Genomic DNA, 20037 nt, shown 5'->3' on the forward strand with positions numbered 1-20037 from the left:
TATCTTTGGTTGATAACATTACAAAATGGAAACTACAAATAAATTCAATCTTTTTTTACCCGGCATTGCCTCCGAAAGTAATAACAATCTTTCCCTGGTAGCAGTAGATTTACGGGAAGAAACGACCCTTGTCGGACATTATATTGCCAAAAGTCAGCAGGTTACTTTACAGGCTGAACAATTCTATAACACGAAAGACTTTAATTCCTGTTCCGAAATAATCAACCGGTTTAAAGAAGATCATTCCATAGAGAATGTTGCAAAAATTGCAGTCGCAGTTCCGGGTCCTGTCATTAGAGGAAGAAGTGAGCCTGCAAGGTTGTCTTGGAAAATAGATGCGGAGATTATTAAGGATGAAACAAATGTAGGTGAAGTGTATTTGATTAATGACTTAGAGGCGTCAGCTTATGGACTTCAGAATGTGGCAGAGGAACATTTTGTCACCATTCATGATTCCGGCAACGCGACTCCGGGGAATGTGGCGGTATTGTCACCAGGCGAAGGTTTAGGTGAGGCAGCATTATTTTGGGATGGTCACTGTCTTCGGCCTTTCGCTACGGAAGGTGGTCATTGCGAATTTTCCCCACGTACCAATGATGAGGTCGAATTCTATTCATTTCTTCAGAAAATCTATGGCATCGTAAGTTGGGAATCAGTCCTTTCAACAGGAGGTTTATTTAATGTTTATCGTTTTTTACGCGATGTAAAACAACAGAAACAACCCGATTGGCTAACGAAAGAAATTGAAGCGGGTAATTTTACACAAGCCATTATCAAAGGTGCCTTGGAAAATAAAGACCGAATTTGTACCATGACTATCGACACATTTCTTGTGTTCTTAGCAAGAGAGGCGAACAGTTTGGTGCTTAAAATGAAGGCAACAGGCGGATTATTTCTTACAGGAGATATTCCCGTAATGTTAGAGCAGTTTATCACAAACACTAAATTTTATAAAAACTTTATCATCAGTGATAAAATGGAAAATATTTTAGAAGATATACCAATCTATCTTGTGAAAGATAAAAAGACTATTCTTAATGGTGCTGCGCTTTACGCTGCTTTTTATCAGGAGTAATCGTATAAAATTTCAAAAAAAGACTTTGCCCTCGGACAGAGTCTTTTTTTTATTCTATTTTTCAAGAACTAAAAAAATTGCCTTTATTTTGTTTTCTTATCCCAGGTTAATAGCTTGGTAAGAGAAGTTTCAATATTTTTGCGGCTCAAATAAAATTAATAAATGAAAAATTTAGTATTAGCTGCGCTTTTAGCGGGTGGATTGGCTTTTGGACAATCAAAAAAAGTAACCCATTCAAAAGTACAGTGGTGGGGTTATAAGTTGGCAAAAACCGAAGCTTCATCTCATAACGGATATGTAAACGTAAAATCCGGCGACGTAATCATGAAAGGAAATAACATCGTTGGTGGAACTTTCCATTTGGATATGAACAGCATCAACGCAATCGATTTAACCGGAGAATATCAGACCAAATTAAATAACCACTTGAAAAACGGTGATTTTTTCGAAACCGATAAATTCCCAACTGCAACCTATAAAATTACCGCTGTAAAGAAAAATGCGAATAAATCATTTCCCTACATGATCGTCGGAAATCTTACTGCCAAAGGCAAAACAAATCCCGTTTCTTTTCCAGCAAAAATTTCTCTAAATAATGGCGTTCTAAATATTGTTTCAGACAAATTCAGTTTTGACCGTCAGAAATTTGGGATCGCTTATGCTTCCGCGATGAAAGATGTGGTGGTGAAAGATGAAATAGATATGCTGATTAACGTTACAGCGAAGTAATTTTAACAAAATATTATTCGGAATAGAGCAGCGTTTGTCTGCTCTTTTTTTTATTTTTGACAGATGAAACTTTATGTAGTCAGTGGATTAGGAGCCGATTTTAAGGTGCTGGAAAAAATTACCTTCCCCCAGAATTTAGAGGTGGTTTTTTTGGATTGGATTATGCCGGAAAAGAATGAGGATTTTCATCATTATGTGAAGAGAATGGCAGACCGCATTGATGATTCTGAACCATTTTCTTTATTAGGATATTCTTTTGGCGGCATCATTGTACAGGAAATCGATAAAATAAAAGCTGCAGAGAAAGTAGTAATTATGGGAAGTATAAAATCCCATAAAGAAAAATCCAGATTGATAAAGTTAGGAGAAGTAACAAAAATTCCGAGGTTTTTGCCGCAACAATTATTTAATATTAATTCCGCAACCGTATATTCATTGGCAAGAGGAATCGTTGATCCCAAGAATCCCAAACTATTAGAATATTTTACGGTGCGCGACACCTATTATCTAAAGTGGAGCATCGAGAAAGTTTCTGCCTGGAAGTTTGAAGAAAATCCAAAAGTCATTCAAATTTTAGGAAGCAAAGACATTGTTTTCCCTTTGAAGTATTCCAAACCTGATTACGTTGTCCAAAATGGAACGCATCTTTTCCCGGCCACAAAACCAAAAGAAGTATCTAAAATTTTGAGTGAGATCTTTGAATAATTTGAAAGCTTTAAAATAAAACTGCGTAACGTGCTTATTCTGCGGCATCTTTATTTCTGTTGCGATCAAGATTTCCATCTTGAATTCTATTCTCTAAATAGTAAAAATAGAATTATCTTTGTCTATAAGTTAAGTAGGTTTAATCATCAGTTCGTATAAAATAGAATGGAATCAATCAGTGTTTTTGAAATTATAAAAGTTGGAATCGGGCCGTCAAGTTCTCATACGATGGGACCCTGGAACGCAGCGGAAAGTTTTATCAGAAAAATAAAAACCAGTCACCAACTTCAGGAGGTAAAAGAAGTTTTTGTAGAATTCTTTGGATCTCTTGCTAAGACCGGAATTGGTCACGGAACCGATATCGCTGGAATGCTCGGACTTTCCGGGGAAAATTTTAAACTGATCGACACTTCTAAAATTGATCAAAAAGTGGAAGCCATCAAATCTTCAAGTACTATAAATTTGAATGGTGAAAAAGAAATTCCATTTATTTACGGACATCATTTGATTTTAAACAAACAGAAATCACTGGACTTTCATCCAAACGGAATGATTTTCAAAGCCATATTTGAAAATGGCGAAGAACTGATTCAGGATTACTATTCCATAGGTGGCGGATTTATCGCGACCCAAGAAGCCAATTCGTACGAAAACCATTGTACCAGAACATTATACCCGTGTCACAATGGAAAAGACATTGATAAAAATATCGCAAAATTAGGTTTGGATAAAATTTCAGATCTCGTTTTTCTGAATGAAGAATCTTGGCGAACCAAAGAAGACACTGAAAAAGAAGCATTGTATATCTGGCAACAGATTAAAGAATGTATTTACAAAGGCGTGAACAAAGAAGGTGTTCTTCCGGGTGGACTTAATGTTACCCGTCGTGCTGCGGGTTTAAATAGAAAACTGCTGGGCGATAAAGTCTATAAAAACATCCACGAATGGTATCAATATTTGGTCGATGCCGATTTAAGTTTCACCAATATCAACAAATGGGTTTCTTGTTTTGCCTTGGCGGTGAACGAAGAAAATGCCAGTTTCGGACGGATCATCACGGCGCCAACTAATGGTGCAAGTGGCGTAATTCCCGCCGTTCTCATGTATTCCCAATGTTTCACAGAATTTAAAAGTGACGAAAATGTCATCCGTTTTCTTTTGGTAGCAGGTGAAATTGGAACGCTCTTTAAAAAGAACGCTACTATTTCTGCAGCCATGGGCGGTTGCCAGGCCGAGATTGGCGTTTCCTCTGCCATGGCGGCGGCAGGTCTCACCGAAATCATGGGCGGAACTCCGGGTCAGGTTCAAATGGCTGCCGAAATTGCCATGGAACATCACCTCGGCATGACTTGCGATCCGATCGGTGGATTGGTTCAGATTCCGTGCATCGAGCGTAATTCTATGGGCGCCATGAAGGCGATTACCGCGGCCAATATTGCTTTAGAATCCGATCCTGCCAAAGCGCGCGTGACGTTAGACGAGGTGATTCAATCGATGTGGGAAACTGCTCAAAGCATGAACGACCGTTTCAAAGAAACTTCCGAAGGTGGTCTCGCCATCGCTGTTAACGTTGCTGAGTGTTAAATTTATTTTTCTGATTATTAAGAGCGAGAAGATTTTCGCTCCTTACAAAACCCGTCCCGCTTTCCACTCTATCTTTTGCTCGTCCTTCGTCCTCACAAAAGGATGTCGTTACAATCGGGGCTAAAAGTTCTGTTCTTCTTTTATTTGAAGGATACACGTATTTGTATTCAATAAAAAGTTGTTTTGGTGATTTACTTAAAAAAGCAACTATCTTAGTGACTGGAAATAAGTCTTACGGTAATCAGACAAATCACTACCAAATACGTTGTATTTGTCTGACGAAGTAAGACATATAAACGAGTTACAAGCAAGTGTAAAGGACGGTTCGCACAAGATAACGGGATAATAAAAAAAATTAAATGAATTTTGTTTGTAAAGAAATATCAATTAATGACGAAGAATTCGGTTGCACTGTGACATTGTCTGAAAAAGAAGATAGTGGCTTTGATTACGAAGAGACGGTTGAGGAAATAATGAATGCAACTGACCAGTATTTAATGCTTCAAAAAACATATGGAGAAGACGAATTTGAAGAAGACTATTATTACATTGAATCACGCGACTTTGAAAAATCTGGAGAATTAGAAGACTTTGAAATATTTTTAACAGAAACTGAATTTATTATCACATTTGAAAACGAAAAATATGTAATTCAAATCAGCCCGAATAGAAAAGTTTTTGATGAATTAAAAAAAGTGCTTTCAGAATTTACTGAATGTAAAGGAAAATTGAACATTCAATAAAAATCAATTTGACTCTTAAAAAGACAGTTAAACAATGCTTAAAATGATATTAGACTGCAAAACACCAGCTTGTAACATCGTATTGGCAATAGTGCGGAGCAATCGCAAGTTTAACCATTTCAGATGTCCCGAAGATTAATTTATAATAAGAAAGTTTCCGCGTTAAAGCCGCACCATCGCCAATACGAAAACCGTTACCTGCAATGCTTTAACAACAAAATGAAAATGAAAAAGCTACTTTTATTTTTAATTATTTTGACAAGCTGTAACACTAAAACAGAAGAAAAAAATAACTTGGAAAATTCCATTTGGAAATTCTGTGGAGAAACTGGTCATATTTCTGATATTTTGGTTTTCAGTAAAGAGCATTTGTATGTAAAAAATGATAGTATTTATTTTCATAACAGCAAGTCATTAATTGGTATAATTGACAGAGTAGAAAACTATTATGGCGAAAGAAGATTGTACGTTAAAGATTTGAATGGAAATGTAGGAAGGTATTGTAAACAATAAACAGATGAAGAAAAAAATTGCCATAGCATTATCCTTAATGACCATTCTAATTTGCGGATGGATAATTATTGATTATGTCAAATATCTTGACATCGCATCTAACAAAACTGATTGGTATGTAATGGATGCAAAACATAAAATAAGTGAAAGAACTGACATTAACAATTATGAGAAGGAACTTCTGAAAAATCAAATAGACCAAAATCGCAAAAATGAAAAAAACATTTCAAACATAGCTTTTCAAACTCAAATAGTTGCTTTTGTTTTGATTGTCATACAATTAGTTTTGTTAGTTTTTATTTTCCTAATGCCAAATAAACAAAAAAATATGACTGTAAATTAGCACTGCTGGTAATAACTAAGCTTTCGTCTTGTCCGCAGGACACGAGATGAAAGCCTGTTGAACGGAACCTCCGGTGGCTTTTTCTCCCCACTTGGTAACTAAAACAGCCTCAGGAAAAGCTACCGGAGGTTTAGTTCAACAGAGGTTTTGCAATAGTGCGGGTTTTTCGCCAAGTTTAACTATTTAGATGTTTCGAAGAGTAGTTTATAATAGAAAGGTTTGGCATTTTAAGCCGCACGATCGCAAAGCCGCAAATTGTTGTAGATAATGGTGACAAAAATTGTGTCATAGAAAACAATATGGAAGTTTTTATAATTATTATACTATTTTTTATCTTCTCATGCGGAAACGATCCACTTGAGAAAAATTATGAGTTAGATTACAATCCAATGAATGAAGTTAATTTGGTTGTGCCAGAAAAACAAGGGTATCAACGAATTGAAATTCCTGGACATATTTTATTTTACGGACACAATAAAGATTTCATAATAGCAAATCAGAAACCTACTGACAGCATTTATAGTAGTGATAACAATCTCACATTTGACAAACAACAAGAAATGATCTTCAATTTAGACGTTTCTAAATTTTGGATTATAACATTAAGAAATGATAGTATTTACGGACCTTTAGATAAAACAGAATACTTTAAAGCACGTAAACTTTTGAAAGTTCCTGATCATTTAAAACTGGATAATTCAACCCAAAGTTTCTACACTGACGGAAAAAGAGAAGACATTCAATATTATAATCCTGATTCTTCAGTAATTGACTTAAAAAATTTAAGACACTGTCCCGCAAAGTGTGTAAGTTGAAAAGTTTAAGACTTGAGTTTTTTATAACTTGAGCCTTTCTTCAAATATAAGCATAAATTGATTTAATACGATTCCCCAATCTCGAATCGGCATTGTCCATTTTTTTGTTGCTTCTCTTAAGGCAAGGAAAACTGACTTTAAAACCGCATCATCAGTAGGAAAAGACATTTTATTTTTAGTATATTTTCTTATTTTTCCGTTGAGATTTTCTATTAAATTGGTGGTGTAAATGATTTTACGGATTTCCACCGGAAATTCGAAAAATACCGTTAATTCATCCCAATTATCTCTCCAGGATTTGATGGCATACGAATATTTAGATTCCCATTTTTCTGCAAAATCATTTAAGGCGGCTTCTGCGGCTTGCTTGGTGGGAGCGTTGTAAATGTGTTTCATGTCGGAAGTAAAGGCTTTTCTGTCCTTCCAAACTACGTATTTACAAGCATTTCTAATCTGATGCACCACGCAGATCTGAGTTTGAGATTGTGGGAAAACACTGCGAATAGTTTGGGTAAATCCATTGAGATTATCCGTTGCAGTGATCAGTATATCTTCTACGCCACGTGCTTTTATGTCAGTTAAAACGCTCATCCAAAAACTGGAACTTTCGTTTTTTCCAAGCCACATTCCCAGAACTTCTTTTCTTCCATCCCGTCTTAAACCAACGGCAAGATAAATGGTTTTGTTGATAACTTTTGAGTTCTCACGGACTTTAAAAACAATTCCATCCATCCAAACAATGAGGTATAAATCCTCTAGTGGCCGATTTTGCCAAGCGACAATCTCACTGGAAACCGCATTGGTAATCCTGGATATTGTGGATGTTGAAACATCAAAATCATACATTTCCTTGATCTGATCTTCAATATCACTTACACTCATTCCTTTGGCATAAAATGAGATGATAACATTTTCCAAACCTTCAATAATATTATGCCTTTTGGGAACTAAGGCTGGCTCAAAAGTACTTTCCCTATCCCGCGGAACTTTAATTTCATCTTCGCCAAAAGAGGTTTTTATCTTCTTGGTTTGATGGCCATTGCGATAATTTCCGTCTTTTGTTTTTTGATGTTTCTCGGTATCCAGATGGTCATCTAATTCGGCTTCGAGCATATGTTCTACGGCTCGTTTGTGCATTGTTTTGAAGAAAGAGGTTAAATCTTCTCCACTCTTGAAGGATTTGTAGAAATCCTTGTTGTTTAATAATTCTTCTTTGTCGATCATAACTGTATAAAGTTTAAAAATAGTAAAAAGTTATTTCCGAAAAAGTTTTGAGCTTTTGAAGGCTCAAAATTTTTCAGAATAACTTTTCAACTTACACAGTTAGTGAAACACTACCATTAAAATCACAAAATAGCACTGCCTTGCTACCGCACGAATTCTTTCGTATGCTTACGAACCTTTAACTCTACTTCAAAATCCCCCTAATCTTATTCGCATTTCGGATCAACTCTTCCAAATACTCATAATTGTCCTTTTCCAAGGCAGATTTAAACTTACGAAGTTGCGTAATATGTTCATTCAAAACATCCAGCACATTTTCTTTATTCTGACGGAAAATCGGAACCCACATTTCCGGGTGAGATTTCGCCAAACGAACCGTACTTGAAAAACCGGAACTCGCTAACTGGAAAATAGTGTCTTCTTCACGTTCTTTTTCTAAAACGGTATTTGCCAGAGCATAAGAAGTAATATGGGAAATATGAGAGATATATGCCGTGTGAACATCATGACTTTCGGCATCCATGTAGAGCAGGTTCATTTCTAAATGTTCAGCCACTTGCTCCACCATTTTCAACGCATCCGGCGCAGAATCCTCTTTGTCACAAATAACGCCGGCTCTTCCTGTAAAACTGTCTGAAATGGCAGATTTCGGACCTGAATTTTCCGTTCCCCACATCGGGTGAAATGCCACAAAACGGTTTCTGTTTTTATGAAGATTGGCGGCCTGAACAATCCCGGATTTGGTAGAGCCTACATCCATTACGGTTTGCTGATCATTAATTAGAGCAAGAACAGACTCTAAATTTTTTTTTGCAGAATCTACGGGAATTGCTACAATAATTAAATCAGAATTTTTTACTGCATTTTCTAACGGTGAAGCTTCATCGATTATTTCCAGTTCTTTGGCTTCACGTAAGTGTTGCTCGCTGTAATCTACTCCGTAAATGTAATCTACAAAATGTTTTTCCCTTAATTTTAAGGCGATTGATCCACCAATCAAACCAACACCAATAATAGTTAATTTCACAATTGTTTTTTGCTAATGATGAAAGTTATCGTAATTTTTTGATACTTTGAAAGTTTGACGTCTCTGCACATTTTTCAAAGCTGATTTGAAAACGTGGATTTTTCTTTGGATAATCTAAAATATAACTGGGACAAGGTTTTTGTTGCGCCTTACTCTTTTCGAAATCGACATTTCCTTTCGTAAGAATACTGTCTTTCAAAAATTTTTCATCCACTTTCAAAACTTCCATTTCGGTTTTGAAACTTTCAGAATAGGTGAATTCTTTTGATAAGGTTTCAGCAATTACTCTGGAATTTGGCAGATAACCGCTGCAGCTTGCTCCTTTTTTGTTTAAAATAAAAAACACGAGAATAAGTCCGGGAATCAATCCCAGTAAGAAGAATTTAATTTTTCTCATTTAGAAAATTAAAAGGTTGATATCATGATAAGTAAGATCGAAACGGTCACAAATCATTTTTTTGGTGTGGCGGCCTTTGTACATATAAAGCGATTGCTTCATCTCATTTTTGCGAACAAGCATATTTTCAAAACCTCCTTCTTCATCATAATTTAAAAGATAAGAAAGGAAGAAGTTAGAAATGGCTTTCGTAGTGGTACGCGGCATTTTCGACGTTAGATTGGGTAAACCACAGTGAATCACGCCATGTTTGATGATATAAGGATTGTCCATACAGGTCAGTTCCGACGTTTCAATCATCTTTCCATTGTCAATGGTGACATCGATGATGACGCTGCCTTTTTTCATGCCCGCAACCATTTCTTCGGTCACAATTGGAACGTGGCTTAATTTGGAAAGCGCGCCAATGACCACATCGGCTCTTTTTAGACTTTTCGTTAATTCTTTTGGATCGATGATGGAAGTAGGAACTCTTCCGTCCACCATCATGTGTAAACGGCGTAATTTTGAAAGTGAATTGTCAAACACTTTTACACTTGCTCCCAAACCTAAGGCGGCCTTTGTTGCAAATTCGCCTACGATTCCAGCGCCCATTACGACTACTTCTGTTGGACGAACACCCGTAATTCCACCCAGCATTAGTCCATTCGATAAAGCCAGTAGTTCAGCGGCGTAAAGTACAGAAATGCTTCCGGCAATTTCGCCGATCAGTCTAACCAAAGAAAGCTGTTTGTATTCATCAGCAATAAACTCAAATGCAATGGCGTTTATTTTTTTCTCCGCCAGTTTTTTGAAATATTCTTTGTCCCGCAAGTTGATCTGAAGTGCAGAAACGAGGTAAGTATTGGGTTTCAACATTTCAATCTCCTCCGTTGTAGGTGGATTGATTTTTAAAACCAAATCCTGTTCGAAGGCTTCCTGCGGATTTTGAGTAATTTTTGCACCCGACTCTGAGTATTGTAAATCGGTGTAGAAGGAACCTTCGCCTGCTCCCGTTTCTACTATGATCTGATGGCCATTGGCAACTAAAACCTGCACTGCATCGGGCGTAATACAAGTTCTTCGTTCATTAAGACAGGTTTCTTTCGGAATTCCTATACTAAACTGTTTTCCTTTTCTTACAATTTCTAGTTTCTCCTCTTGGGGCAAAAGATCCTGTTCAGAAAAAGGGGTAAAAACGTGGGTATGACTCATTTTATAAGTTTTGATATACAACAGATCAATCTAAAATAATCCGTATGCAAAGATACAATCATTTGATTATTAATAGGGCAAAATTTAGACGAACTTAACAATCCTAAAAGCGCCTTCAGTTTCTATACTCATTTCGTGATGGGGAAACTGGGAAAGTTCATATTCATAAACTTCCGGCCACTCGATGATGCTGAGGAAAGCATGGTCGAGGTATTCGTGGATCCCAATATCTTCAACTTCATCGGCATTTTTAATGCGGTAAAGATCGAAATGAAAAATGTTTCCTTTTGGTGAATCATATTCATTAACGATGGCGTAAGTGGGAGAGGAGACTTCATCATTGCTGCCCAATCTCTTTAAAAGAAACTGGGTGAAGGTGGTTTTGCCGGCGCCCAGATTTCCCTTTAATAAAAGAATATTGTGCTGAAGTTTTGGCAGAATTTCCTCAATGACCGATTGCCAGTCTTCAATTTTATTAATTTTAAATTCCATGATTATTTGTAGATTTCGATCATCACTTCGCCGTCTTCAGTAATCGCACCTCGGTACATTCCGGCGGTATTGAAAGGCATTGCTATGTTTCCGTTCTTATCTAAAGCGATAACGCCGCCGTCGCCACCCATTTTTCCGATCTCGTCGATGGTTTCCTGTGTCGCCGTTTGAATATTTTTATTTTGATATTCCATTTTCGCCGCTATGGTTCTTGCTGCTGTAGCACGGATGAAATATTCGCCCCAACCCGTCGCTGAAATACCGACCTGAGAATTGGCATAAGTTCCGGAACCAATAATCGGTGCGTCACCAATTCTGCCATATTTTTTATTCGTCATTCCACCGGTTGACGTTCCGGCTGCAATATTTCCACTTTTATCTAAAGCAACGGCGCCCACAGTTCCAAATTTTTGATCGATTTCATAAGATTCCGGCAACGTACTTTGGGAGACCTTTTTTGTCGTTGTTTTTTCTTTTTGTTTCAATTTCTGCAAACCTTCCCATCTGTTTTTAGTCCAAAAATAGGATGGATCTACAATATCTAATTTTTGCTCTTTCGCAAATTCTTCTGCACCAACTCCGGATAACATTACATGTTCCGATTTTTGCATCACAGCAATTGCTGCCGTGATAGGATTTTTAATCGTGTGAACTCCCGCAATGGCGCCCGCTGATTTGTCCTTCCCATACATAATAGAAGCATCGAGTTCATTTGTTCCAGCGGCGGTGAAAACTGCTCCTTTTCCTGCATTAAACAAAGGCGAATCTTCCATGATCATAATTGAAGCCGCAACTGCATCAACAGAGGAATTTCCTTTTTGGATTTCAGCATAGCCAGCTTTTAAAGCTTCTGTCAGTTTTGCTTTATATTCATCTTCTTGTTTGGCGGTCATGTTTGATTTAAGAATCGTTCCGGCACCACCATGAATTACGAGAACGTATTTTTTTTGTGCCGATATCATCAAGGAAAAGGAAAGGAGAGAAGAGAGTAGGAGTTTTTTCATTATTAAAGGGAATAGTTTGTCAAATTTATATATTTTTTTTAGCATGACCTTAAAACAGCAGAGTGAACGATTTTAAAACAATTAATTTCTACGAAAGGATTTCACATATTATCGCAGATCAAGTAGGTCGACGGATGGACCGTGAAAATAAATGTTATTAAAAATGATTTTATTAGTATAAAAATCTTTGCAGCTCGGTGAACTTTGTACTTAAAAAAAACTTTAAAGTTTTTATGTATGTCCGTAACTTCCCATAATTCCGTATATTTGTTTGATAATTAAATAATTGAGATGAATATTTTTAGTTTTGGCGTAGAGTTTAGCAGTGAAGAGGATTGTATATCTCATTTTAAAGCAGAACGTGACAAAATTGGCGTTTCCTGCAAGTGCGGAAAAACTGATTTTTTTTGGATTAAAAGCAGATTAAGTTACGAGTGTAAATCTTGTAGAAAGCGAACTACATTACGAAGTGGAACCATCATGGAAAATTCCAATTTGTCCTTTCTAGTTTGGTATAAAGCGATGTTTTTGATGAGTGCAACAAAAAAAGGATTTTCTGCTAAAGAAATGCAAAGGCAATTAGGTTTGAAGCGCTATGAGCCAGTTTGGGCTATGATGCACAAATTGAGAAAAGCGATGGGAAAACGAGATGAAAGATACACTTTAGAGGGCATGATTGAAATGGATGAAGGGTATTTTACAGTTGAATCTAGAGAACTGGAACAAGAGAAAGGGATTCGTGGAAGAGGTGCAGTTGGAAAGCAAAATGTTGCAGTGATGGCGGAATCTACGCCATTAGAAAATATAGAAACAGGAGAGACATCGAAATCTTGTAGATATTTTAAAGCAATAGTATTAGAAGATCATACAGCAGAGGGAATTAATGAGACTATTAAAGAATCTTTGGCAGAATCCAGCATAGTTTTTACAGATCAAAGCACGTCATATGTTGATATATCACAACTTGTAGAAATTCATATTTCAGAAAAATCTTCGAAAGAAACTACAAAAGATACTTTGCGTTGGGTTCACATATTTATCAGTAATGCGAAAAGGAATTTATTAGGAAATTACCACAAAATAAAACGCAAAAACCTTCAACTTTATCTAAATGAGTTTGTTTATAAGTTAAATCGGAGATATTTTGAAGATAAACTGTTCGATAGACTTGTGATAGCAAGCATTACAGGAGTATGATGAAAAACGGATATACATTAAAGTTTTTCAAACTTATGAAAAGAAAAACTTATTCCCTATTTTTACCGAATGATTTCTAAGCAAACAATCGATAAAATATTTTCTGCCGTTCGGGTAGAGGAAATCATTGGTGAATACGTGCAACTCAAGAGAGCTGGGTCAAATTTTAAAGGCCTCAGTCCTTTCCACGACGAAAAATCACCAAGTTTTGTGGTGTCGCCAAGCAAGCAGATCTGGAAAGATTTTTCTTCCGGAAAAGGAGGAACTGCGATTTCTTTTTTAATGGAAATTGAGAATTTCACTTATCCTGAAGCCCTTCGTCATGCCGCAAAAAAATACGGAATTGAAATTGAAGAGGACAAACGCGAGCAAACAGAAGAGCAGAAGCAGGCACAGACCGATCGGGAATTATTGTTTAAAATTCATGAGATTGCCAATGACTTTTTCCAGCATCAATTGTTTGAGACTGAAGAAGGAACTTCCATTGCCTATTCTTATTTTAAAGAGCGGGAACTTCGGGATGATATTATTAAAAAATTCCAGTTGGGATATTCACCCGAACAGCGCAATGCTTTTACCGAATATGCTTTAAACAAAGGCTATTCCAAAGGAATTCTGGAAAAATCCGGACTTTCTATTTTTCCGGAAAATGCACCAAATGGTCTTGACCGTTTCCGCGAAAGGGTTTTATTTCCGATTCACAGTTTCTCGGGTCGGGTTCTGGGTTTTGGCGCCAGAATCCTGAAGAATAATATAAAAACTGCAAAATATCTAAATTCTCCCGAAACGGAAATTTACCATAAATCGAGTGTTCTTTATGGTTTAAGTCAGGGAAAACAGGCGATTTCCAAAGCCAACCTCTGTCTTTTGGTGGAAGGTTATATGGATGTTATTGCGCTTCATCAAAGTGGAATTGAAAATGTTGTCGCCAGTTCAGGAACAGCTTTGACGGTAGATCAAATTAAATTGATTAAACGCCTGACCGAAAATGTAACCATTCTTTTTGATGGTGATCCTGCTGGAATCAAGGCGAGTTTCAGAAGTATCGATTTATTGCTCGCGGAGGAAATGAATATTCGCATCCTTCTTTTCCCGGATGGTGATGATCCTGATTCTTTCTCCAGAAAGCATCCACAGGAATATGTGGAAGAATTTATTAAAACGCAGGCCAATGATTTTATCGATTTCAAAGCCGAGATTTTATTAAAAGAAGCCGGAGATGATCCTATCAGAAAAGCAGAAGCCATTCGTGATATCGTAAAATCGGTAGCATTCGTAAAAAATGCCTTGAAGCAAGAAGTTTATCTGAAAGAAGTGGCAACGAAATTTGGACTTTCGGAACAGTCACTTTTTAATGAACTGAATGTTCAGAAACAAATTCAAAGTAAACAGTTTTCGCCTCAGCAAAGATCGGAGCCGCAAGAACGACCAAAAATGGAAATTGTTCCACAAAGTCCTTCGCTATCCGTCAATCCGTTACTGGAATTAGAGGAAAAGCTTGTAAAACATATGCTGAACTTCGGGGATCGGATTTTAGAAAAGACGGATGCAGATAATCAGCCTTTTAAAATCACGGTGATCGAAGAAATTATCAGTCACTTTAACGAAGATAATTATGAACCACAATCGCCCATTAATCAAAAAATAATTGAGGAATTAAAGAAAGGATTGGATAATAACGAAATTATTCAGAGTAATTTTTTCTTAACTTTAATGGATGAAACGATTGTTTCCAAAGTGTCAAACGCCATCATTGGTGATGATGAATTGAGCAATTGGGAAAAAAGCAATATTTTCCCTCCAAAACCGGGTGATAAATTAGAAGCAGAAATTGAAGATGACATTCTAATTCATAAGAGTCATTTTATTGAAAAATTAATTTATGATGTCGCAAAGAAATTAGACGACGTGCGAGACAGCGATCAGGAGGCGTACTACGAATTGGTTAAAAAGATCATGATTTTGAAGTCATTGCTGAACGAAATAAATATGAAAGTAAACAGGCAACTGACAAAAGGTCACAGTTTTTTTAAGGAACAAAAATTGTAAACTAAATAACGTAAAAAATATAAAATGGATATTAAAAAAGATTTCAGAGATTTCTCTGTAAAACATTTAGGAAATAGCGGGTTGGCAACGGATCAATACATGGGAATGTACGGACCGACCAATTTGACCCCGTATATTATGGAAGAAAGACGTTTAAACGTTGCTCAAATGGATGTTTTTTCCCGTTTGATGATGGACCGAATTATCTTCTTAGGAACCGGAATCGATGATCAGGTTGCGAATATTGTAACAGCACAGTTGCTTTTCTTAGAAAGTTCGGATGCTTCCAAAGATATTCAGATCTACATTAACTCACCTGGTGGAAGCGTTTACGCAGGATTAGGAATTTATGACACCATGCAGATCATTAAGCCGGATGTTGCGACAATCTGTACCGGTATCGCTGCTTCTATGGGCGCTGTTCTTTTGGTTGCCGGGGAAAAAGGAAAACGTTCTGCCTTGAAACATTCCAGAGTGATGATTCACCAACCAAGTGGTGGTGCACAAGGAGTTGCTTCTGATATGGAGATCAACTTACGTGAAATGTTGAAATTGAAAAAAGAATTGTACGATATCATCTCTGACCATTCAGGTCAAACTTACGAATGGGTAGAAAAAGCCTCGGACAGAGATTACTGGATGACTTCTTCCGAAGCGAAAGATTTCGGAATGGTTGATGAAGTTCTTCAAAGAAAAGTAGAGAAGAAATAATATTTCTAACTAAAAATAAAAATGCGTTTCATAATTGAAACGCATTTTTTTATGCTGAAAACTGAATGGATTAAGAATTAAATCCTTCGATAATTTTTGAGAAATCTTCAACTTTCAAAGCTGCGCCTCCGATTAAACCACCGTCAATATCGGGTTGAGAGAAAATCTCTTTTGCGTTATCGGGCTTCACAGAACCTCCGTAAAGAATAGAAATCTCGTCCGCAACTTCTTTTCCATATTTATCGGCAATTAAACTTCTGATATGCGCATGAATTTCCTGCGCCTGCTCCGGAGATGCAGTTTCGCCAGTTCCAATCGCCCAAACGGGTTCATAAGCAATGACTACTTTTTTAATCTCCTCTGCACTCAAAGTAAAAAGTGCCACTTCTATCTGATTTTTTACGACTTCAAGATGTTGACCGGTTTTTCTTTGTTCCAAAGTTTCCCCGTTGCAGTAAATTGGCGTAAGCCCCTTATCTAAAGCTAATTTGATTTTTCTGTTGCAGTGAGAATCTGTTTCACCGTGGTACAATCTTCTTTCAGAATGCCCGATGATCGACCCGGTTGCTGCAATTGATTTCAACATATCAGCAGAAATTTCGCCCGTAAAGGCACCACTTTCATGCTCGCTCATATCTTGTGAAAATACCCCAATTTCATCAAATTCAAAAACGTCTTTCGCCATCATTAAATATAATGCGGGCGGTGCGATCCAGACTTCGCAGTTCGTGGCGTTTTCTTTTTTGTAACTTAACAATTGAAACATGAGTTGTTGAGCTTCAATTACATCTTTGTTCATTTTCCAGTTTCCTGCAACGATATTTTTTCTCATTTCAAAATACTTTTATATTATTAATCGAGTTTCCAGATCTTTTTCAAAATTTCGTAAAAGTCGTGCTCGGTATCAGAAACTTCATTATCAGCTTTGATCAAAGTTTTCGCAAATTTTCGGAAAGAAGTTCTTTCTTCTTTCGTAGAATCATCTAAAAAACACTGAGCATGAAACTCAAAATGTGCTTTCCATTCCTCGGGCTTCAACATTGCGATTACATCAAGTTCATCATCAAGATTTACTTGAAAAGGAAATTCCTCGGCAAGGTATTTCTGAATCATCATTCCTTCTTCCGGTGCAAATTCACCGTCAACCGCAGAAAGTATCATAAGAAGGTGATATCCGGCGATTGATTTATTTGATTTTTTAGTATTCATTATCTTTTATTTTTTTTGTTTAATATAATCTTCTGCAGAGCGCTTATCTATAATTTTTCCGTTTTTTAAAGTCAGTACAAAAGGGTTACTTCTGGCAATGGTTTTAATCGCAGTTCCATCCATAGTTGCATTATTAATGGTTTTAAAGGTCGTTGGACTGGTGGAAACTCCCAAAATATACGCATCTCTTTGAAGACTCAATTTTGCCTCTGCCTGTGCTAACACATTAATGTTTGCATTTTTAGGATCGTAAGAAAAAATTAAAATTGCTTTTGGCGCTTTCAGAATTTCTTCTGTGAGATCAACACCGTCTGCAGTTTCTGGATGAAATTTTGCAATCTCCGATTCGTAGCCTTGTTTTGTAAGTTTGGAAGTGGTTTTTCCCTCTTCAATCTCCCACGGCGAACCTTCTGCCCAATATTTTTTATCACTCACATAATCATCCTGATTGACTTCCAGAATTTCTCCTGTTTTTTTATTTTTAAGGGAATAAAAGGTTTTAAAGTCAGATGGGTTTTTCGCGATTTTTTGCTTCTCTACATTCAGATCGGTTCCAATTTTATAATCCCGGAAATCGATGACCGGCTCATGCGTAATTCCCCAGTTAATAACAAAAACCATCGTCATAAAAGCAAATGCAGAAAGATATTTTTTGAAATTGGTTTTTTCTTCAAGGTTATTAAATTCATTTTTATACAGAAAATAGAGAATTAAGAGCGCTACCAGCAAGATGATATCCTTCCAGAAACTTTGCCATGGTTCCATTTTTAAGGCATCACCAAAACACCCGCAGTCGGTTACCACATTGAAGTAGGCGGAATAGAAAGTTAAAAAGGCAAAAAACACACAAAGCGCAATAAGCGCCGTTAAAGTGAATTTTAAATGACTTTTCAACAACAGGAAAAATCCGAAGATTAACTCAAATGCGACTACAATTACAGCCAACAGGAGCGCCTGTTTTTCTAAAAAAGGAATATTGAAAACGGAGGGTGAAAAATATTCTTCCAGTTTAAAGGAAAACCCAACCACATCTACAGCTTTCACAAAGCCTGAAGCCAGGAAAACGAGGGCAACAATAATTCGAAGGATATTTTTGATCATGTTGTTGGGCTAAATAAGTTTTGGTGTGAAAGTTTCTTTTTCCTCTGAGAATTTTATAAGACAGAAAACCGCGTAGTTTAACATGTCGAAATAATTGGCATCAATTCCTTCTGAAACTAACGTGGCTCCAGCGTTATCTTCGATCTGTTTTGTTCGCAAAACTTTTTGATAAATTAAATCGGTGATGGAGGAAATTCGCATTTCGCGCCAAGCTTCGCCATAATCATGATTTTTTCGGAGCATCAATTCTTTTGCTTCCTGCGCGTATTTATCGTAAAGACTTAAGATCTCCTCTTTATCTTGTTTGAAATCATCTGCGTACCCTTTTTCTAACTGGATGAGTCCAATAATAGAGTAGTTCACGATCGCCATAAAATTTTCCTCTTCCGATTCTCCTACCTTGGAAACTCCGGTGGTTTGAAAATTGCGTAAACTTTTGACTTTAATAAAAATTTGATCGGTTAAAGATGAACTTCGCAATACTCGAAAAGAGGCGCCGTAATCACTCAGTTTATTACTGAATAAATTGCGGCAGACGGTAATCACTTCATCAAACTGTTTGGCTGTTTTTTGCATAAGATTTCTAAACTTTTCAAAGATAAGAATTTCGTTTGAGAGTTATTGGTACATCAGGGCCAGAATTGTATTTTTGCACCATGGAAATTTCAAATACTGCCTTTAATAACGTGAGTTTTAATACCTTAAATTGTAGAGGAAAGTTGGTCGATCTTTCAACTCCGCAGATTATGGGAATCTTGAATTTAACGCCGGATTCTTTTTCAGATGGTGGCCGGTTCAACACTGAAAAATCAGCGCTGAACCAGGTAGAGAAAATGATTAATGACGGTGCAACATTTATTGATATTGGTGCGCAATCAACGAGACCAAAAGCAGAATATTTATCCGCAGATGTAGAGATTGCCAGAATCGGAAGTTTGATTTCGACAATTAAAAAGAAATTCCCGGAGATTTTAATTTCTTTAGATACTTTTTATTCCAAAACGGTAGAGTTTGGTTTTAATGAAGGAATTGATGTGGTAAACGATATCTCCGGTGGAATGTTCGACGAAAATATGTTTGAAACAGTGGCAAAAACAGAACTTCCGTATATTTTAATGCACGTGAACTCAGCTTATGAATTGATGCACAAAAAGTTAATTAAAGAGGACATTATTCTTAAAATTAATCATTACTTTTCTGAAAAAGTCCAACAATTGAGAAGCTTTGGAATTAAAGATATCATCTTGGATCCCGGTTTTGGATTTGGTAAAACAGTGGAGCAGCAACATCAAATGATTGATGAGTTAGATGCCGTTAGTTTTGGACAATTTCCTTTATTGGTAGGAATTTCCCGAAAATCCTTTATTTACAAACCTTTAGGCAAATCGCCTTTGAATATTCAAAATGAAACACAACAACTTCATTTAAAAGTTCTGAATAAAGGAGCAAAAATCCTTCGCGTCCACGATGTTTTCGAAACTAAAAAGACAATTGACTTATTTTTGGGAAAGCATTAGAATAGAAAGCATTTTAAATTAAGAGATAACTAAGAAAACTCCTGCTCGAAGTAGAAATTTTTATATGATCTACAAAAAATAAAACGTCCATTTACAGGAAGTTTTATCAATTTTATTCTATTTGATCTTGTATAAATTTGTCTGCGTTCGCTCGTAATTGTGGAAGAATCTAATTCATTCCAGATAATTTCTGGGTATATTGTTCTGCAAAAGTTTTACGATCCTGCTCCAATTTTTCTAAATTATCGGGTAAAAAGTAATTAAAAAGTACTTTTTCTTCCTCATCTAAAAAGATGATCTCTTTCTCTTCACCATCAATCATTTGGGCGAAAATCTCCCACATCGAGGTGTCTTTTGCTTTTAATAATTCGAAAAATGAACTTGCTTTAATCTGAATATTTTTCATGT

Annotated in this window: 23 protein-coding genes; 12 read left to right on the forward strand and 11 right to left on the reverse strand. The window is 36.5% G+C overall.

The features are described from left to right. The first annotated feature begins 25 nt into the window (after positions 1-25). The 8 genes from EIB73_RS02000 to EIB73_RS02035 all read left to right on the forward strand — a co-directional run bounded on the left by EIB73_RS02000 (position 26) and on the right by EIB73_RS02035 (position 6507). Positions 26-1075: a glucokinase gene (locus EIB73_RS02000; protein ID WP_125022145.1), complete on the forward strand. Its 1050-nt coding sequence runs from the start codon at positions 26-28 to the stop codon at positions 1073-1075. A gap of 162 nt (positions 1076-1237) precedes the next feature. After that, positions 1238-1804, forward strand: a complete 567-nt coding sequence (locus EIB73_RS02005; RefSeq protein WP_125022147.1) for a YceI family protein — start codon at positions 1238-1240, stop codon at positions 1802-1804. A gap of 63 nt (positions 1805-1867) precedes the next feature. Beyond that, the gene (locus EIB73_RS02010) at positions 1868-2509 is read left to right on the forward strand and encodes an alpha/beta hydrolase (RefSeq protein WP_125022149.1); all 642 of its coding nucleotides are present in this window, start codon (positions 1868-1870) and stop codon (positions 2507-2509) included. Positions 2510-2674: 165 nt separating this feature from the next. Then, entirely contained in the window at positions 2675-4093 is a 1419-nt protein-coding gene (locus EIB73_RS02015; protein ID WP_125022150.1) for an L-serine ammonia-lyase, read from the forward strand. A gap of 359 nt (positions 4094-4452) precedes the next feature. Then, the gene (locus EIB73_RS02020) at positions 4453-4836 is read left to right on the forward strand and encodes a hypothetical protein (protein WP_125022152.1); all 384 of its coding nucleotides are present in this window, start codon (positions 4453-4455) and stop codon (positions 4834-4836) included. Positions 4837-5061: 225 nt separating this feature from the next. Then, positions 5062-5349 (forward strand): hypothetical protein, encoded by a 288-nt coding sequence (locus EIB73_RS02025; protein WP_125022154.1) that lies wholly within the window; start codon positions 5062-5064, stop codon positions 5347-5349. A gap of 4 nt (positions 5350-5353) precedes the next feature. Beyond that, positions 5354-5692 carry a hypothetical protein gene (locus EIB73_RS02030; protein WP_125022156.1) on the forward strand — a complete coding sequence of 113 codons (339 nt, stop codon included), beginning with the start codon at positions 5354-5356 and terminating at the stop codon, positions 5690-5692. 299 nt (positions 5693-5991) lie between these two features. Continuing rightward, positions 5992-6507: a DUF3997 domain-containing protein gene (locus tag EIB73_RS02035; protein ID WP_125022158.1), complete on the forward strand. Its 516-nt coding sequence runs from the start codon at positions 5992-5994 to the stop codon at positions 6505-6507. Positions 6508-6528: 21 nt separating this feature from the next. Here the strand turns inward: EIB73_RS02035 and EIB73_RS02040 are convergent, their stop codons facing one another. The 6 genes from EIB73_RS02040 to EIB73_RS02065 all read right to left on the reverse strand — a co-directional run bounded on the left by EIB73_RS02040 (position 6529) and on the right by EIB73_RS02065 (position 11845). After that, positions 6529-7731, reverse strand: coding sequence for an IS256 family transposase (locus EIB73_RS02040; protein ID WP_125021533.1), 1203 nt, complete (start codon positions 7729-7731; stop codon positions 6529-6531). 184 nt (positions 7732-7915) lie between these two features. After that, a complete protein-coding gene (locus EIB73_RS02045; RefSeq protein ID WP_125022160.1) occupies positions 7916-8758 on the reverse strand; it encodes a prephenate dehydrogenase in 843 nt (280 codons plus the stop codon). A 25-nt stretch (positions 8759-8783) separates the two neighbouring features. Continuing rightward, positions 8784-9155 (reverse strand): hypothetical protein, encoded by a 372-nt coding sequence (locus tag EIB73_RS02050; RefSeq protein WP_125022162.1) that lies wholly within the window; start codon positions 9153-9155, stop codon positions 8784-8786. After that, on the reverse strand, positions 9156-10349 hold the full coding sequence (locus tag EIB73_RS02055; RefSeq protein WP_125022164.1) for an alanine dehydrogenase: 1194 nt from the start codon (positions 10347-10349) through the stop codon (positions 9156-9158). Positions 10350-10433: 84 nt separating this feature from the next. Continuing rightward, positions 10434-10841 carry a tRNA (adenosine(37)-N6)-threonylcarbamoyltransferase complex ATPase subunit type 1 TsaE gene (gene tsaE, locus EIB73_RS02060; protein ID WP_125022166.1) on the reverse strand — a complete coding sequence of 136 codons (408 nt, stop codon included), beginning with the start codon at positions 10839-10841 and terminating at the stop codon, positions 10434-10436. Between the two features lie 2 nt (positions 10842-10843). Continuing rightward, complete coding sequence (locus EIB73_RS02065) at positions 10844-11845, reverse strand: isoaspartyl peptidase/L-asparaginase family protein (RefSeq protein WP_125022168.1); 1002 nt, start codon at positions 11843-11845, stop codon at positions 10844-10846. Between the two features lie 291 nt (positions 11846-12136). Here EIB73_RS02065 and EIB73_RS02070 point away from each other — a divergent pair, with 291 nt between their 5' ends. From EIB73_RS02070 to clpP, 3 genes are all read left to right on the forward strand, one after another. Beyond that, positions 12137-13042 carry an IS1595 family transposase gene (locus tag EIB73_RS02070; RefSeq protein WP_125021496.1) on the forward strand — a complete coding sequence of 302 codons (906 nt, stop codon included), beginning with the start codon at positions 12137-12139 and terminating at the stop codon, positions 13040-13042. Between the two features lie 69 nt (positions 13043-13111). Continuing rightward, on the forward strand, positions 13112-15091 hold the full coding sequence (gene dnaG, locus EIB73_RS02075) for a DNA primase (protein ID WP_125022170.1): 1980 nt from the start codon (positions 13112-13114) through the stop codon (positions 15089-15091). 24 nt (positions 15092-15115) lie between these two features. Beyond that, positions 15116-15802, forward strand: coding sequence for an ATP-dependent Clp endopeptidase proteolytic subunit ClpP (gene clpP / locus EIB73_RS02080; RefSeq protein ID WP_125022172.1), 687 nt, complete (start codon positions 15116-15118; stop codon positions 15800-15802). A 70-nt stretch (positions 15803-15872) separates the two neighbouring features. Here clpP and tpiA read toward each other — a convergent pair whose 3' ends face one another. The 4 genes from tpiA to EIB73_RS02100 are packed head-to-tail and all read right to left on the reverse strand — an operon-like array spanning position 15873 to position 18688. Beyond that, complete coding sequence (gene tpiA, locus EIB73_RS02085; protein ID WP_125022174.1) at positions 15873-16634, reverse strand: triose-phosphate isomerase; 762 nt, start codon at positions 16632-16634, stop codon at positions 15873-15875. 20 nt (positions 16635-16654) lie between these two features. Next, positions 16655-17011, reverse strand: coding sequence for a tellurite resistance TerB family protein (locus EIB73_RS02090; RefSeq protein ID WP_125022176.1), 357 nt, complete (start codon positions 17009-17011; stop codon positions 16655-16657). A 6-nt stretch (positions 17012-17017) separates the two neighbouring features. After that, positions 17018-18112 (reverse strand): BT_3928 family protein, encoded by a 1095-nt coding sequence (locus EIB73_RS02095; protein ID WP_125022178.1) that lies wholly within the window; start codon positions 18110-18112, stop codon positions 17018-17020. Between the two features lie 9 nt (positions 18113-18121). After that, a complete protein-coding gene (locus EIB73_RS02100; protein ID WP_125022180.1) occupies positions 18122-18688 on the reverse strand; it encodes a DUF1599 domain-containing protein in 567 nt (188 codons plus the stop codon). A gap of 80 nt (positions 18689-18768) precedes the next feature. Here EIB73_RS02100 and folP point away from each other — a divergent pair, with 80 nt between their 5' ends. After that, complete coding sequence (gene folP / locus EIB73_RS02105; protein WP_228411263.1) at positions 18769-19629, forward strand: dihydropteroate synthase; 861 nt, start codon at positions 18769-18771, stop codon at positions 19627-19629. A gap of 169 nt (positions 19630-19798) precedes the next feature. Here folP and EIB73_RS02110 read toward each other — a convergent pair whose 3' ends face one another. Continuing rightward, positions 19799-20035: a hypothetical protein gene (locus EIB73_RS02110; RefSeq protein WP_125022182.1), complete on the reverse strand. Its 237-nt coding sequence runs from the start codon at positions 20033-20035 to the stop codon at positions 19799-19801. Positions 20036-20037: the final 2 nt, after the last annotated feature.

Source organism: Kaistella carnis (genome assembly GCF_003860585.1).
In the GTDB taxonomy this organism is placed as follows: domain Bacteria; phylum Bacteroidota; class Bacteroidia; order Flavobacteriales; family Weeksellaceae; genus Kaistella; species Kaistella carnis.

Bases quoted from the DNA above. Each gene is read 5' to 3' on its own strand.
- EIB73_RS02000 (WP_125022145.1), top strand. From the start codon at position 26: ATGGAAACTACAAATAAATTCAATCTTTTTTTACCCGGCATTGCCTCC.
- EIB73_RS02005 (WP_125022147.1), top strand. From the start codon at position 1,238: ATGAAAAATTTAGTATTAGCTGCGCTTTTAGCGGGTGGATTGGCTTTT.
- EIB73_RS02010 (WP_125022149.1), top strand. From the start codon at position 1,868: ATGAAACTTTATGTAGTCAGTGGATTAGGAGCCGATTTTAAGGTGCTG.
- EIB73_RS02015 (WP_125022150.1), top strand. From the start codon at position 2,675: ATGGAATCAATCAGTGTTTTTGAAATTATAAAAGTTGGAATCGGGCCG.
- EIB73_RS02020 (WP_125022152.1), top strand. From the start codon at position 4,453: ATGAATTTTGTTTGTAAAGAAATATCAATTAATGACGAAGAATTCGGT.
- EIB73_RS02025 (WP_125022154.1), top strand. From the start codon at position 5,062: ATGAAAAAGCTACTTTTATTTTTAATTATTTTGACAAGCTGTAACACT.
- EIB73_RS02030 (WP_125022156.1), top strand. From the start codon at position 5,354: ATGAAGAAAAAAATTGCCATAGCATTATCCTTAATGACCATTCTAATT.
- EIB73_RS02035 (WP_125022158.1), top strand. From the start codon at position 5,992: ATGGAAGTTTTTATAATTATTATACTATTTTTTATCTTCTCATGCGGA.
- EIB73_RS02040 (WP_125021533.1), bottom strand. From the start codon at position 7,731: ATGATCGACAAAGAAGAATTATTAAACAACAAGGATTTCTACAAATCC.
- EIB73_RS02050 (WP_125022162.1), bottom strand. From the start codon at position 9,155: ATGAGAAAAATTAAATTCTTCTTACTGGGATTGATTCCCGGACTTATT.
- EIB73_RS02055 (WP_125022164.1), bottom strand. From the start codon at position 10,349: ATGAGTCATACCCACGTTTTTACCCCTTTTTCTGAACAGGATCTTTTG.
- tsaE (WP_125022166.1), bottom strand. From the start codon at position 10,841: ATGGAATTTAAAATTAATAAAATTGAAGACTGGCAATCGGTCATTGAG.
- EIB73_RS02065 (WP_125022168.1), bottom strand. From the start codon at position 11,845: ATGAAAAAACTCCTACTCTCTTCTCTCCTTTCCTTTTCCTTGATGATA.
- EIB73_RS02070 (WP_125021496.1), top strand. From the start codon at position 12,137: ATGAATATTTTTAGTTTTGGCGTAGAGTTTAGCAGTGAAGAGGATTGT.
- dnaG (WP_125022170.1), top strand. From the start codon at position 13,112: ATGATTTCTAAGCAAACAATCGATAAAATATTTTCTGCCGTTCGGGTA.
- clpP (WP_125022172.1), top strand. From the start codon at position 15,116: ATGGATATTAAAAAAGATTTCAGAGATTTCTCTGTAAAACATTTAGGA.
- tpiA (WP_125022174.1), bottom strand. From the start codon at position 16,634: ATGAGAAAAAATATCGTTGCAGGAAACTGGAAAATGAACAAAGATGTA.
- EIB73_RS02090 (WP_125022176.1), bottom strand. From the start codon at position 17,011: ATGAATACTAAAAAATCAAATAAATCAATCGCCGGATATCACCTTCTT.
- EIB73_RS02095 (WP_125022178.1), bottom strand. From the start codon at position 18,112: ATGATCAAAAATATCCTTCGAATTATTGTTGCCCTCGTTTTCCTGGCT.
- EIB73_RS02100 (WP_125022180.1), bottom strand. From the start codon at position 18,688: ATGCAAAAAACAGCCAAACAGTTTGATGAAGTGATTACCGTCTGCCGC.
- folP (WP_228411263.1), top strand. From the start codon at position 18,769: ATGGAAATTTCAAATACTGCCTTTAATAACGTGAGTTTTAATACCTTA.
- EIB73_RS02110 (WP_125022182.1), bottom strand. From the start codon at position 20,035: ATGAAAAATATTCAGATTAAAGCAAGTTCATTTTTCGAATTATTAAAA.